The sequence below is a fragment of the Herbaspirillum sp. NPDC101396 genome (assembly GCF_044767365.1).
Taxonomy (GTDB): domain Bacteria; phylum Pseudomonadota; class Gammaproteobacteria; order Burkholderiales; family Burkholderiaceae_D; genus Herbaspirillum.
Map to the genome: position 1 here is coordinate 166572 of NZ_JBIWNT010000002.1, position 13800 is coordinate 180371.

Consider the following 13800-nt stretch of genomic DNA (forward strand, 5'->3'; position numbering starts at 1 on the left):
GCATACACCGCCGCAGCGGCCAATGAATAGTCACCTTGCACTTGTCGGGCTTGCAAAGAGTGACGCATCGATACGTCCGGCCGGCGTTGTGAAAGATACGACGTGAAGGCGGATCGGAAGCCCCCGGATCTTGCATTTTAAGAGCTGGGGGCAGATTTTTTTGTTCTTGTCAGCGCGTTGTCAAAAAAAAAGAAGCTCTATCATCAATAATCTGCCAAGTGCTGCCTGGAGTGAGTCGGGCGGTTTCGATTTTTATCTTGAAAACATCACTGCCAGATTGGGTTAAATGTATGTTCACAAAGCACTTCGAAGTAGATCCTGCTCATATCGATTTTCAAGGCGTGGTTGACGGCCTCTATTACCCGTTTTATATGGAGTGGACTCGCCATGCATTCATGAAAGAAGGGCTTGGAATAGATATCGAAGAGGAATTCAAGCAAGGAAAGCTGTATATGGTGCTTGAATATTCTTTGCGCTTCCGTAAAAGCCTGAAGAGCGGGGATAAGGTGGAGGTCACGTGTGAGCTGCAAAGGAATGAAAAGCGCAATCGCGTCAATTTTTTCCAGCAGATCAAAGTTGACGGAGTGCCTTTTGCAGATGCTACGTTCGTCGCGACATGCTTCGTCAACGGCCGTCCGTCCATGCCCGATGCGGTGGCAGAGGCGTTGGCTGAAATGGAAGTGGAGTGAGCAGCGACGCTGGAGCGTGATCTGTTGATTCGCTTGCAGAATGACGAGCCTCAGTTGATCCGTCTTCCAACGTCTGGCGAAAGCGTCCGTCACGATCGTGCGAGCCCCTCATGCGGCGTCAGCTTCTGGCCGATAGCAGGTGAGCAACTCCAAACGCATCAATGTCTCTCCACGAAATCGCGTAAAGCATCGTCACTGATCGAAAGTACCTCGAACAATCCCAGCGCTCGCAGCGCCGGCAAGGAGTCGAGGAGGTCACGTTCGGCAACTGCTCGCTGCGCAGGTTCAGCCGCCGGATCGCACCATACCTTTGCGTTGACCAGAAAAGCACCGACGGTACCCTTGCGGATGATGGTGCCATCTGAAAATTGGAATTTATTTTGGTGATCGGGTAACAGGTCTTCGGCTCTCATCGGAACTCCTTAAGTAGTGGTAACGGGATCATCGTACGTGGCGATCAATGACCAATGTGCGGTATAAAGGACATTCAATAGTCTTTCAAGGCCACAATGACTGCCACTTTGATACCGCTCGAACAAGCTTCTTCTACCGGAGAGCCGCTACTATTGGCCGTGGCGCAGCAGTCTGGAACGGTGCGCATGACCCGTCGCCATCGCCATGCGCGCGGACAATTGCTCGGTGCCGCACAAGGGCTGCTATCGGTCGACGCGGGTAACAGCCGCTGGGTGGTGCCCGCCACGCACGCGGTCTGGATACCACCGGAGGTGCCGCATGGGCTGCGCTCGCACGGGCCGTTCGCTGGTTGGAGTATCTATGTCGCGGCGCCTGCTTGCGCTGAACTACCCGACAAGCCCTGCATCCTGGCAGTTTCCGGCTTGTTGCGCGAAGCTGTGGCGCGCGCTGCATCATGGAAGGACAAGGCGCTGAACGCGGCGCAGTTGCGACTGGCTGGTGTGATCCTCGACGAGATTCGCATCTCGCCGCATGAGGCACTGGGTTTGCCCATGCCGCAGGACGCACGGTTGCTGAAGATTGCGCGCGCACTATCAGATCGTCCCGATGACGAACGTCGGATGGAAGAATGGGCCAACTGGGCCGGTATCGCGCCGCGTACGCTAACACGTCGTTTCACGGCAGAGACGGGATTCAGTTTCACGGGATGGCGCCAGCGCGTGCGTCTGCTGCGCGCACTGGAACTGCTGGCAGCCGGTAAGCCGGTGACGACGATTGCTCTGGACTTGGGCTATGACAACGTGAGTGCCTTTATAGCCTTGTTTCGACGCACTTTCGGTGTTACGCCGGGACGCTACGATACGTTGATGCGTTGAATGTCGTGCGGCTGTTAGCGACAAGATGCCATGTTGGCGAGCGGCGACATTCTTTCAAATTCAGCGTCTGCTCCTGGCCGATTGCGGACCTTAACGTCTACTCGTAGATTTTTCCGAGATATAGAAACACAGCTAGATCTTTCCATGACGGTCCAGTATCACCGCCCCAATCCCTTTGCGCTTCAGCACCTGCAATCGCTGCCTCTAGAAAGCTAGCGATCGAACTATTCTGCCATCCGTTTGCACCGCCCCACTTATATCGCTCGGCGTCAGCGCGTTCGATGTCTTCGGCCTCGGACCTATCTGCACATAGCCAATCTACAAATTGCATAAAACTATCGCGGTCATGGACTGTGTCTGGATCAAAGAAATCTCGTTTCATTAAAGGCGTGTCTCTCTAAGGGGTTATGAATTTGAAGGACTGCTTCTGGCCGGATGCGGACACCGTGCAGTCATGTTCCGGGCGCACTAATTCTTAGAGATACTGATGCGAATAGTGTTGAATGGCTATGCCAAGAAAGCTAACCATAGCAGGATGATATGCATTGTGGAAATTCCGCATATCTTCATTCTCTTCGTAAAACAAACTAATCCCAATATAGGCTTGCTTCGAGGGAGTATAAAAACGGGAGAGAATTTTGTAGTGACGCTCTATTAACGATTGGACCTCCGGTGAGGTAGCGTCAGAATCTTGAATTAGTGGGCTTAACTCTTTATATAGAACGTCCCAATCTTGATGAACCTTATTTTTATCTACATGGGACCAGTTGTCAGTTGCGGATAGGGACGCAGCCTGCTCTGTAGCGAGTGCATCTCGGCATTCTTGAAAGTATTGAGGGCTTGTGTTTTGTGTCGTCATTATTTTGGGGTGATAAGCGGTTCTACTCATAGTCTCCAAGAAAAAATCCTTCTTGTAGCGATTGCGGGCATCATAGCGACGCACAACTAGGAGAGCAACGGGATCTTAAAGGTCTGTTCTCCAAATGACAAAAACCTTCAGCATTTTCTCTTCCCCCTCCAGGTAAGAAAACACATCGACGCTACACGATATTGTTGTATTGGATGGCTGCTACTGGCCGATGGCGCCCTTGATGATCCAGGCAGGGCGATTCTGTTGCCCGTCCCGGGCAATGGTCAGGCTTGCATTTCTTTGTACTTGAGAATCTCTCGCCACATTCTAACCACCAGCGGCCGTAAATTGTTCTTCGGTTTGAATGCGAGGATGGAGACTTCCGTATCCCACGCCCCGTCGCCGACCGGTTCAAGACTCCAATGACGGTGCTGACTGAACGAGCTGTCGGGCAGCCACGCAACTCCCAGTCCCTGAGAGGCGAGGTCGCCCAGCACATCCGACATCTCTGTCTCGAACATGGGCGTGCCTTCCAGCTTGACTTCAGATCCTTCGATGATCTGATCGACGACGCGCGCGAAATACACGCTGGAGCTGTACATCAGCAAGGGTGCAGGGTTGCCTGCACTACCAAGCGAAGCGTGCATTCCGATTTTTTCAATCAAGGCGGGCGACGCGTACGGACGTACGCGCTCTCGACCCAATTCGACGCTTTCAAATAGCAGAGGATCGATCTGGATAGGTGACGCTGCATGATAAAAGCAGATGAGCAGATCGACATTGCCGGCAATGAACGACGACACGATGTCGTGCACGTTGCCGGTCTCCAGCGCACAGATCAGCGGTTGGCCACTGGTCCAGCTGTCCCACCATCCAGGAAGCCGGGTAGTCGCCAGCGCATAGGGCATGGCCAGTTTGATCTTGTCGCGCGACTGGTTGCCGGCCAGGTCGGCCTTGGCGTCGGCTATCTGGCTGACAATCTGCGCCGCGACGCCGCGAAATTTTTCTCCGGCCGGGGTCAGCCTGGTCGGGTACGAACTGCGGTCGATCAGCTTGGCGCCCAGCATCTGTTCCAGAGAACCGATGCGTCTGCTGAACGCTGCCTGAGAAAGATTTCTGATCTCGGACGCACGCGTGAAATTGAGAACTTCCGACAGCGTCAGAAAATCCTGGAACCACTTGATATCCATTATTGCCTTCCTCCCTTACCTATCTTACGTCCAGATCCGCCGATTTCGGCCATGTGAATTTGCGATCACGCGATGCGTCCTGAACATGACGGCGATGCTGCACTTTGCATTGGACGCTCTGCATTCTCAACGTAATACTTAAGCAAATTCTGTGCAACCAGAACTCATCTCATCAAACCATTTTTTGAAAGGAATAGCGATGCCAACATCGACAGAACTGCATTTCGCTGCGAAAGAATTCATGGTGCGCTATGGCGGCGATACGTTTCCGAATCTGTTTCGTTCGGCCAAGGGGGCGGTGGTCATCGACGATGCCGGTCGCGAGATCCTTGACTTCACTTCGGGGCAGATGTGCGCCACCATCGGGCATAACCATCCGGCCATCGTCGCAGCGGTGCAAAAGGCGGGCGAAGAAGCGTTCCACATGTTCAGCGGCATGATTCCAGAGGTGGTCGCCGAATTGGCGACCACCATGGCGCAAGACTGGATGCCGGAGTCTCTGACCAAGTCCATCTTCGTCAATACCGGTTCGGAAAGCAATGAGATCGCACTGCGCATGGCAAAGATGTACACCGGTGGTTATGAAGTCCTGGCGGTAGGCGGCTCATGGCATGGCGTCACCGGCGGATCGAGCAGCGTGTCGTTTGCCAGCGATCGCAAAGGTTACGGCGTGTCGACGCCAGGTGTCTATGTGTTGCCGGAACCGAATGACTATCGTCCCTATATCAAGGGCATGAATGGAGAAGAGTCGGCGCTGACCTGTCTGGAAATCGGGTTGAAGATGTTCGACATGGCTTCCTCTGGTCGTCCCGCTGCGATCATCATCGAACCCATCATCAGCGCCGGCGGCGTGCTGGTACCTCCCAAGTCTTACATGCAGGCGCTACGCAAAGCCGCGGACGAACGCGGCATGCTGTTGATCTTCGACGAGGCGCAAACGGCGTTCGGCCGCATCGGTCAACGCACCGCCTCAGACCTGTTCGGCGTTGTTCCGGACATCATGTCTGTCTCCAAGACCATGGGTGGCGGCTTGCCGCTGGCGGCGACTGTCACGACAGCGCAGATCGAACAGGCTGTGCATGAGCGCGGCTTCACCTTCTACACCAGTCACGTCTCAGACCCGTTGCCTGCGCGCGTGGGCCTGGCAGTGCTCAATACGATTCGCAATGAGGATCTGATTCGTCGCGCGCAGTCTACCGGTTCTTATCTGCGTTCTCGCCTGTTGGAACTACAAACGCGCTATGAAAGCATCGGCGACGTGCGTGGTGAAGGCTTGCTTCTGGGCGTGGAACTGGTGGCCGACAGGGAGTCACGCAATCCGGCGCACGAATTGGGTGCATTAACCACTCAGCGTTGCTTCGAACTGGGACTGAGCATGAACATCCGGCGCCGTCCGGAACGCGGATCCGTGTGGCGCATTGCGCCGCCGCTGACGGTAGAGCACAAGCAGATCGATCAGGCAGTGGATATTCTGGATCGTGCCCTGCGAGAAAGCCTCGACAAGATGGCTGGTGCCTGCTAGTCCCGCCCCGAACCTGTTGCAAATTGCTGTCGAATGCCGCGCCACCTCTGTACCTCATGTGGCTCGTCCAGATTGTCGCGTCTTAAACTCACTTCATGGGGAGCACTGTCATGGTTTCAATTCGTCTTGCAGCATTTACTTTTACCTGTGCGTTGGCAGCATCGGGGGCGATGGCCCAATCCATCGGCACGCTGCAAAAGATTAAGCAGTCCGGAGAGATCGTGTTTGGCTACCGCGAAAGCGCGATTCCATTTTCCTATATCGACGCGAATCAGAATCCGGTCGGCTTCTCCATCGACCTCTGCAACCGGATCGCTGCCGCCGTGCGCGACAAACTGAGCCTGCCCTCCCTGAAAGTGAAATTCGAACCCGTGACTGCATCCAACCGGGTCCCCTTGCTGGTCAATGGTGCTGTCGATGTCGAGTGCGGTTCCACCACCAACACGCTGGAACGGCAAAAGTCAGTCGATTTTCTGAATACGACTTACGTCAGCGGTACGCGGATCATGGTGCAGACCAGCAGCAACATTGCCTCCATTGCCGACCTGAAAGACAAAGCCATTGCGGTCACCGCCGGTACGAACAATATAAAAGCGGTCCAGCAAGCCAATCAGGCCGGCTCCCTCAATCTGAGTCTTGTCTACGGCAAGGACCACGCGGAAAGTTTCCTGATGCTGCAAAACGGCCGGGTAAGCGCGTTCTCAACAGACGACGTTCTGCTCTACAGCATCCGCGCGATGTCGCGCAATCCTGCCGGCACCAAGGTGGTTGGCCCGTTGCTGTCGCAAGAACCCTACGGTCTCATGATCCGCCGCAACGATGATGAATTCAAAAAATTTGCCAATGACGTGCTGGGCGGCATGTTCGGCAACGGTGAATTCAAGAAGACTTACTACAAGTGGTTCAACGCGCCGATCCCTCCCAAGAACATCAATCTCAGCATTCCCATGTCGCCCGAGCTGGAAAAACTGATGGCTGCACCAAACAGTCACGGCGTGTAACAGGCCAGCCTGGTTCAGGCCGCCGCAGGCGGTATCAGCAACGCGATTTCATCCATGTTGCCGCCTGCCTCAATGCTTCCCTGATTTCTTCTTTAACTTGCAGCTCGTGCCCGATATTCCGAGAGGCGATGCATGATCGCTTACGAGTACGCGTTACTTCGGATATGGCAAAGGATAAGCGATGGAATATCAATGGCACTGGAACGTTTTCTTCCAGATATCGCCGGACGCCGGCCAAGCGTACTGGATTCTTTTTGTCAAAGGCTTTGCCGCCACGCTGGCCGTATCGGCCGCGAGCTGGATCATCGCCTTTGTGCTGGGTGTGATCGTCGGCGCGGCGCGCACTTCCCTGATCTTTGGGATACGCATGCCCGCGTATCTGTATGTGCACTTGTTTCGCGGCGTTCCCTTGCTGGTCCAGCTATTCCTCTGGTATTTCGTCTTCCCCGAAATGTTCGACAGCGTGAAGGCGGTGGTAGTGAGAACCGACGCCACGTACGTGCAATTCATCGCCGTGACAGTTTGCCTGGGCTTGTTTACCTCGGCGCGGGTGGCAGAGCAGGTGCGCTCCGGCATTGAGTCACTGTCGCGTGGCCAGCGTAGCGCCGGCATGGCGCTGGGATTGCATCCGGTACAGATCTATCGGTACGTGTTGCTGCCGCAGTCGATGCGCCTGATCGTTCCACCGTTGACCAGCGAGTTGATGAACCTGATCAAGAATTCATCTATTGCACTGACCATCGGCTTCGCAGAACTGACATTTCGTGCGCGTGAAATCGGAGAGACCACATTTTCCTATTTCGAGGCGTTCATTGTGACCACCATTGTCTACATCGCCATCGCGCTGACTGCCTATGCTGTCATGGCGCGTTTCGAACCGAGAAAAACGGCGTAACTGCTGTATTTGCCGTAACGCACGCTTGCGCAGGCAGAGAGGATATTCAATATGACACTGGATTTCGGGATCGTTTCCGACAATATTTCCTACATTGCCAATGGCTTCGCCTTTACGTTGCAGCTGACGGCGGTCGCGACAGTAATCGGCATGCTGCTCGGCCTCATGCTGGCGCTGGCGCGAGAATCCAAGGTGCGGCTCGTTGCGCGCTGTGCCTCGACCTACGTCATCGCCATGCGGTCGATTCCACTGATTCTGGTGCTGTTCTGGATATTCTTCCTGATGCCTTTGGCTTTGCAGTTTCTCTTGGGAGCGGGGGCGCCCGTCAAGGTCGATGGAAAACAAACGGCCATGGTCACGTTCAGCCTGTTTGAATCGGCTTACTTCTGCGAGATTGTTCGCTCGGGCATACGCTCGGTATCTGCAGGCCAGCGCTCTGCTGCATTCGCGCTCGGTCTCAATCCGGTGCAGACGATGGGCTATGTGATATTGCCGCAAGGATTGCGCAATATGTTGCCGATCTTTCTGACCCAGATCATCGTCCTCTTTCAGGATACTTCGCTGGTTTATGTGATTTCGGTCACGGATTTCATGGGCGCTGCTGCCAAGATCGGTGAGCGCGACGGCAGCCTGATCGAGCCGTATCTGTTCGTCGCGGCGATTTATCTCGTGATCAGTGTGGCGATAGCCGAAAGCGCAGTCCGGTTGTTTCGAAAAAAGACCGCACGCGTTTAACTACAAGGAAAATTCATGCTTGCAATAGACAATCTGTCGAAATGGTATGGCGATTTCAAGGTTCTCAGCGACTGTTCCGTTCGCATCGACAGGTGCGACGTCGTGGTCATTTGTGGACCGTCCGGTTCAGGAAAGTCTACGTTCATCAAGACGATCAACGGTCTGGAACCGTTCGATCAAGGGCGTATCTCGATACAGGGAATCGCCGTCAGCTCAAATATGCTGCGCAGCGCGGCGCATCGACGACGCGTCGGGATGGTATTTCAGAACTTCGAATTGTTTGGTCACCTTAGTGTGTTGGAAAATCTCAATCTTGCTCAACGAAAGGTACTGCGGCGTTCACATGAAGAAGCTTCGGGACGTAGTAGAGCAATGCTGGCACGTGTAGGTCTGACGGCTCACGCGGCCAAATATCCGCACCAACTATCCGGTGGGCAGCAGCAGCGCGTTGCCATTGCAAGAGCGCTGACCATGGACCCCGACATCATGTTGTTCGACGAGCCAACTTCTGCCCTTGATCCCGAGATGGTGAAGGAGGTGTTGGATGTGATGGCGGAACTGGCCGCAGCGGGCATGACGATGTTGGTCGTGACCCACGAAATGGGTTTCGCCCGGCAAGTCGCCGATCGGATTATTTTCATGGAGGAGGGGAGAATCGTCGAAGACTGCAGCAAAGAACATTTTTTCGGCGCCGCCAACGACCTCAGTGCTAGAGTACGGCGTTTCTTATCTGTGACACAGGTCTCTCATTGAGAAAATCGTCTGTCGTTGAATGTAGACGTAGTGATATTCTCCAAGCTCACTTCTCTCGGTCATGTTCCTATGGTGTGGTTTCCTAAATGAGAGGGCTGTTTTTGACCGACTGCAGATGTCAAATAATACCAAACTGCAATCCGCGCTATTCGTGGTCACTAGCGAAAATGCACCATTATCGATAGTCAGCAATGGCGTATTTTCCACGAGCCTAAATTGTTCAACGACTGCTCCTGGCCGGTTGTAGTCACTCGATATTCAACACTGCGGTATCACTATGTTGATTGTGAATTGCTGCCAAACCTCGTAAAAAATCATCTAGTTGCGCTGGATGGGATCGCAGATGAAATTTTCCTTCGTTGGCAACTTTCTTCCCGTCACAGTCGAAAAATTGCGACTGCAAATGTGCGGTGATGATCAGCATCCCCCGCGCATTGAATTTCAGCAAAAAATGACAAGCCCCTGCAGCGAATTGCGGATCAAACTCTCCGAACCGTAAGTCATATTGGGTGCCAGGAGCCTCCCCCTTGAATGCCTCCAAGGCTAAAACAAGCTGGCCTAGTTGTTCGTGCCCTGCATAGACTTCAGTCTGAAATCGGGAGCGGCCTTCATTGATTTCGATTCGTAGTTCCAGCAGATCGTCATCCGACCATATCTTGGTGAAACATATTCCTGCATTCATTTCATTCTCGTTCTCAGGATGGCCGCCTCTGGCCGATTGCGTACGGAATGTTGCAAGTGTCGCAAAAGAAAAGCCACTCGTACAAGTGGCTTTTAACTTTTGAAATGGCACAGTGGAATCAATTTCGGACCAGCTGTATTCGGGCCCGACCAACTTTATTGATTGTAGTCAGTTCACTCCAATTTTGTGCAACCTCACTCCACCGTCACAGATTTAGCCAGATTCCGCGGCTTGTCCACATCCGTCCCCCGCGCCAGCGCCGTGTGATACGCCAGCAATTGCAGCGGCACCACGTGCAGGATCGGTGACAGCAGGCCGTAGTGTTCCGGCAGGCGGATGACGTGGACGCCTTCGCTGGAGGCGATGCTGGAGCCGGCGTCGGCGAAGACGTACAGCTGGCCGCCGCGCGCGCGTACTTCCTGCATATTTGACTTCAGCTTTTCGATCAGCGCGTCATTCGGCGCGACTGTGACGACCGGCATTTCTTCCGTTACCAGCGCCAGCGGGCCGTGCTTGAGTTCGCCGGCGGCGTAGGCTTCGGCGTGGATATAGGTGATTTCCTTGAGCTTCAACGCGCCTTCGAGGGCGATCGGGTAGTGCAGACCGCGGCCGAGGAACAGGGCGTTCTCCTTGCGTGCGAAGGCTTCGGCCCAGGCGGCGATGCTTGGTTCCAGCGCCAGCACGCTTTGCAGCGCGGCGGGCAGGTGGCGCATGGCCTTGAGGTGTTCGGCTTCCTGTTCGTCGCTGAGCAGGCCGCGGGTTTGCGCCAGCGCCAGCGTCAGCAGGAACAGCGCCGCCAGTTGGGTGGTGAAGGCCTTGGTCGAGGCGACGCCGACTTCGACGCCGGCGCGCGTGATGTAGGCCAGTTGCGATTCGCGCACCATGGCGCTGGTGGCGACGTTGCAGATGGTCAAAGTGTGCTGCATGCCCAGCGAGCGCGCATGCTTGAGCGCGGCCAGGGTGTCGGCGGTTTCGCCGCTTTGCGAAATCGTCACGACCAGCGAGTTTGGATTCGGCACGCTGTCGCGGTAGCGATATTCGCTGGCGATCTCGACGCTGACAGGGATTTTGGCGATCGACTCGAGCCAATATTTGGCGGTCAGCCCGGAGTAATAGCTGGTGCCGCAGGCGAGGATCAGGATGGAATCGACACTCTTGAACACCTTGTGGGCGCCGTCGCCGAATAGCTCCGGCATGATGCCGCTGACGCCTTCGAGCGTGTCGGCGATGGCGCGCGGCTGCTCGAAGATTTCCTTCTGCATGTAGTGCTGGTAGGGGCCGAGTTCGACCGCACTGGTGTAGGCCTGCACGGTCTTGACTTCGCGCGTGACGCTTTTGCCCGCAGCGTCGACGATCCAGTAGCGTTGCAGTTGCAGGTCGACCACGTCGCCTTCTTCCAGGTAGATGATCTGGTCGGTGGTGCCGGCCAGCGCCATGGCGTCGGAGGCGACGAAGTTCTGTCCTTCGCCGACGCCGACGATCAGCGGCGAACCCTGGCGCGCGGCGACCACGCGGTGCGGTTCGTCGACGCAGAAGACAGCAATGGCGTAGGCGCCGGTGAGGCGGCGCACGGCTTGCTGCACGGTCTCGAACAGGTCGCCGGTATACATGTGATCGACCAGGTGGGCGATGACTTCGGTGTCGGTCTGGCTTTCGAACAAGTAGCCGACACCTTGCAGTTCTTTGCGCAGCTCTTCGTAGTTCTCGATGATGCCGTTGTGGACCAGCGCGATACGGTCGCGCGAGAAATGCGGGTGGGCGTTGTGCGTGGCGGGTGCGCCGTGCGTGGCCCAGCGCGTGTGGGCGATACCGGTGAAGCCGGCCAGGTGGGTTTCGGCGACCTGCTTTTGCAGCTCGGCGACGCGTGCGGTGCTGCGCGAGCGCTGCAGCTTGCCGTCCATGTGCACTGCCACGCCGCAGGAATCATAGCCGCGGTATTCGAGGCGCTTGAGGCCTTCGAGCAGGATGGGAGTGACGTCCTTTTGCGCAACCGCGCCGACAATACCGCACATATGCTGCCTTTCAGAATTGAGTGAATGGCGTCATCTTAGGCTAGCGGGATTGAAATAAGATTTCTAAATTTGTCAATATTTGGTCTATTATTGCTTTCAATATCGGTGATGAAATAATATTTCAAATTAAAATGATAATTTTGTCTAATGACTATTGCTCTTGATGATCTGGATCGTCGCATCCTGAATGCTTTGCAGGAGGACGCTGCTCAAACCAATTTCCAGCTGGCCGAACACGTGCATGCGTCGCCGCCGACCTGCCTGCGCCGGGTCAAGCGGCTGGTGGAGGCGGGGGTGATCACGCGCCAGGTGGCGCTTCTGGCGCCGGAAAAGCTGGGGCCGGCCCTGACCGCGATCGTCGAGATCACGCTGGACCGGCAGGGCGATGAGCAACAGGTGGAGTTTGAGGCGCTGATGGCGGCGGAGCCGGCGGTGCTGCAGTGCTACCGCGTGTCGCCGGGGCCGGATTTCGTGCTGGTGGTGCAGGTGGCGGATATGCCGGCGTATCATGGGCTGGCGCATCGCCTGTTCGCCACGCATCAGAACGTGCGCAACGTGCGCAGCTACTTTTCGATTCACCGCAGCAAGTTCGAGACCCGGATCGCCGTCTGAACAGGTTCGGGGCGATCCGGGCGGGGTGCGTCCAGGATTATTTCTTGATCTTGACCGGGCGTGTCCAGCCCGGCAGCGAGAGCTGTTTGGCGCGCGACAGCGTCAGCTGGCCTGCCGGCGCGTCCTTGGTCAGCGTGGTGCCGGCGCCGATGGTGGCGCCTTTGCCGACGCGCACCGGGGCGACCAGCTGGCTGTCGCTGCCGATGAAGGCATCGTCTTCGATGATGGTTTCAAACTTGTTGACGCCGTCGTAGTTGCAGGTGATCACGCCCGCGCCGACGTTGACGCCCGAGCCGATCACGGCGTCGCCGATGTAGGCCAGATGGTTGGCCTTGCTGCGTGCGGCAATGCGGCTCTTCTTCACTTCCACGAAATTGCCGATGTGCACTTCTTCGCCAAGTTCGGCGCCCGGGCGCAGGCGCGCGTACGGGCCGACCTGCGCGGACGCGCCGACGATGGCGCCGTCGATGTGCGAGAACGGTTTGATCTGGGCGCCCTTGCCGATGCGCGCATCCTTGATGATGCAGTTGGCGCCGATGCTGGCGCCGTCTTCGATTTCGACCCTGCCTTCAAAAATGCAATTGACGTCGATGCTGACGTCGCGGCCGCAGGAGAGCGTGCCGCGCACGTCCAGCCGGGCCGGATCGAGCAGCGTGACGCCCTGTTCCAGCAGCGCGTTGGCGACGCGGCGCTGATAGGCGCGTTCCAGTTCGGCTAGTTGCACCTTACTGTTGACTCCCAATGTCTCGGCGACGTCGGCCGGGTTGGCCGAGACGACTTCGACGCCGTCGGCAACCGCCGCGGCGATGACATCGGTGAGGTAGTACTCGCCCTGGGCGTTGTCGTTGGATAGTGCGGCCAGCCAGCTGCGCAACTTCGCGGTCGGGGCGGCGATGATGCCGGTATTGATTTCGCAGATGGCGCGCTCGGCTTCGCCGGCGTCCTTTTGCTCGACGATGCGGGTGATCTTGCCGTTTTCACGCACGATGCGGCCGTAGCCGGTCGGGTCCGCCACGGTGATGGTCAGCACCGCCAGCTTGTCGTTGCCGGCTGCGGCCAGCAGGCGTTGCAGCGTGGCCGGGGTGGTCAGCGGTACGTCGCCGTACAGCACTAGCGTGGGCGCGTTGTCGTCGATAAAAGGCAGCGCCTGCGCGACCGCATGGCCGGTGCCGAGCTGCGGTTCCTGCAGCGCGAAGGACAGCGTATCGTCAGCAAAGCTGGAAGGTACGGCGTCGCCGCCATGGCCGTAGACCACGCACAGTTTCGTCGGCGCCAGCGTCTTGGCGGTGTCGACGACATGGCGCAGCAATGGCTTGCCGGCGAGGGGGTGGAGTACTTTCGGCAGCGCGGATTGCATGCGCTTGCCCATGCCGGCGGCGAGGATGACGATGTTCATGAGTGGCGTTCGAAAAATAAGGCAAAAGTGTAGCACGCGGCCGGCGGCGCAGGCTTGGTCAAACCTGCCGGTAAGCCGATGCAAACAACCTTGTCCAAATGCAAAGTTGAGGGCCATTTCCGCATGTTCTCGGCCCTTTGGCCGATGTTCCAGCCGTTACTATGGGAGCCGGAC

General features: G+C 56.6%; 14 protein-coding genes. 8 read left to right on the forward strand and 6 right to left on the reverse strand.

Annotation, left to right across the window (positions count from 1 at the left end):
• Positions 1 to 257 precede the first annotated feature (257 nt).
• Positions 258 to 689 (forward strand): acyl-CoA thioesterase, encoded by a 432-nt coding sequence (locus ACIROY_RS05690; RefSeq protein ID WP_402277439.1) that lies wholly within the window; start codon positions 258 to 260, stop codon positions 687 to 689.
• A gap of 158 nt (positions 690 to 847) precedes the next feature.
• On the opposite strand, the gene ACIROY_RS05695 is transcribed toward ACIROY_RS05690, so the two are convergent.
• On the reverse strand, positions 848 to 1102 hold the full coding sequence (locus ACIROY_RS05695; RefSeq protein WP_402340414.1) for a hypothetical protein: 255 nt from the start codon (positions 1100 to 1102) through the stop codon (positions 848 to 850).
• Between the two features lie 96 nt (positions 1103 to 1198).
• On the opposite strand from ACIROY_RS05695, the gene ACIROY_RS05700 reads away from it, so the two are divergent.
• Positions 1199 to 1978, forward strand: a complete 780-nt coding sequence (locus ACIROY_RS05700) for an AraC family transcriptional regulator (RefSeq protein ID WP_402340417.1) — start codon at positions 1199 to 1201, stop codon at positions 1976 to 1978.
• 475 nt (positions 1979 to 2453) lie between these two features.
• Here ACIROY_RS05700 and ACIROY_RS05705 read toward each other — a convergent pair whose 3' ends face one another.
• The gene (locus tag ACIROY_RS05705) at positions 2454 to 2867 is read right to left on the reverse strand and encodes a TipAS antibiotic-recognition domain-containing protein (RefSeq protein ID WP_402340420.1); all 414 of its coding nucleotides are present in this window, start codon (positions 2865 to 2867) and stop codon (positions 2454 to 2456) included.
• A 245-nt stretch (positions 2868 to 3112) separates the two neighbouring features.
• Positions 3113 to 4018 carry a LysR family transcriptional regulator gene (locus tag ACIROY_RS05710; protein ID WP_402277433.1) on the reverse strand — a complete coding sequence of 302 codons (906 nt, stop codon included), beginning with the start codon at positions 4016 to 4018 and terminating at the stop codon, positions 3113 to 3115.
• Positions 4019 to 4217: 199 nt separating this feature from the next.
• Here ACIROY_RS05710 and ACIROY_RS05715 point away from each other — a divergent pair, with 199 nt between their 5' ends.
• The 5 genes from ACIROY_RS05715 to ACIROY_RS05735 all read left to right on the forward strand — a co-directional run bounded on the left by ACIROY_RS05715 (position 4218) and on the right by ACIROY_RS05735 (position 8924).
• Entirely contained in the window at positions 4218 to 5540 is a 1323-nt protein-coding gene (locus ACIROY_RS05715; protein WP_402340423.1) for an aspartate aminotransferase family protein, read from the forward strand.
• A 110-nt stretch (positions 5541 to 5650) separates the two neighbouring features.
• A complete protein-coding gene (locus tag ACIROY_RS05720) occupies positions 5651 to 6541 on the forward strand; it encodes an amino acid ABC transporter substrate-binding protein (protein WP_402277430.1) in 891 nt (296 codons plus the stop codon).
• A 181-nt stretch (positions 6542 to 6722) separates the two neighbouring features.
• Positions 6723 to 7436: an amino acid ABC transporter permease gene (locus ACIROY_RS05725; protein WP_402340426.1), complete on the forward strand. Its 714-nt coding sequence runs from the start codon at positions 6723 to 6725 to the stop codon at positions 7434 to 7436.
• A 51-nt stretch (positions 7437 to 7487) separates the two neighbouring features.
• Positions 7488 to 8171, forward strand: coding sequence for an amino acid ABC transporter permease (locus tag ACIROY_RS05730; RefSeq protein ID WP_402277427.1), 684 nt, complete (start codon positions 7488 to 7490; stop codon positions 8169 to 8171).
• 15 nt (positions 8172 to 8186) lie between these two features.
• On the forward strand, positions 8187 to 8924 hold the full coding sequence (locus ACIROY_RS05735) for an amino acid ABC transporter ATP-binding protein (protein ID WP_402277426.1): 738 nt from the start codon (positions 8187 to 8189) through the stop codon (positions 8922 to 8924).
• A 247-nt stretch (positions 8925 to 9171) separates the two neighbouring features.
• On the opposite strand, the gene ACIROY_RS05740 is transcribed toward ACIROY_RS05735, so the two are convergent.
• Together ACIROY_RS05740 and glmS are read right to left on the reverse strand one after the other, a co-directional pair.
• Positions 9172 to 9717: a hypothetical protein gene (locus ACIROY_RS05740; RefSeq protein ID WP_402340429.1), complete on the reverse strand. Its 546-nt coding sequence runs from the start codon at positions 9715 to 9717 to the stop codon at positions 9172 to 9174.
• Positions 9718 to 9800: 83 nt separating this feature from the next.
• Complete coding sequence (gene glmS / locus ACIROY_RS05745; protein ID WP_402340432.1) at positions 9801 to 11618, reverse strand: glutamine--fructose-6-phosphate transaminase (isomerizing); 1818 nt, start codon at positions 11616 to 11618, stop codon at positions 9801 to 9803.
• A gap of 147 nt (positions 11619 to 11765) precedes the next feature.
• Between glmS and ACIROY_RS05750 the strand changes: the two genes are divergently transcribed.
• Positions 11766 to 12230, forward strand: coding sequence for an Lrp/AsnC family transcriptional regulator (locus ACIROY_RS05750; RefSeq protein ID WP_402340434.1), 465 nt, complete (start codon positions 11766 to 11768; stop codon positions 12228 to 12230).
• 37 nt (positions 12231 to 12267) lie between these two features.
• Here the strand turns inward: ACIROY_RS05750 and glmU are convergent, their stop codons facing one another.
• Positions 12268 to 13626 carry a bifunctional UDP-N-acetylglucosamine diphosphorylase/glucosamine-1-phosphate N-acetyltransferase GlmU gene (gene glmU, locus ACIROY_RS05755; protein WP_402340437.1) on the reverse strand — a complete coding sequence of 453 codons (1359 nt, stop codon included), beginning with the start codon at positions 13624 to 13626 and terminating at the stop codon, positions 12268 to 12270.
• Positions 13627 to 13800: the final 174 nt, after the last annotated feature.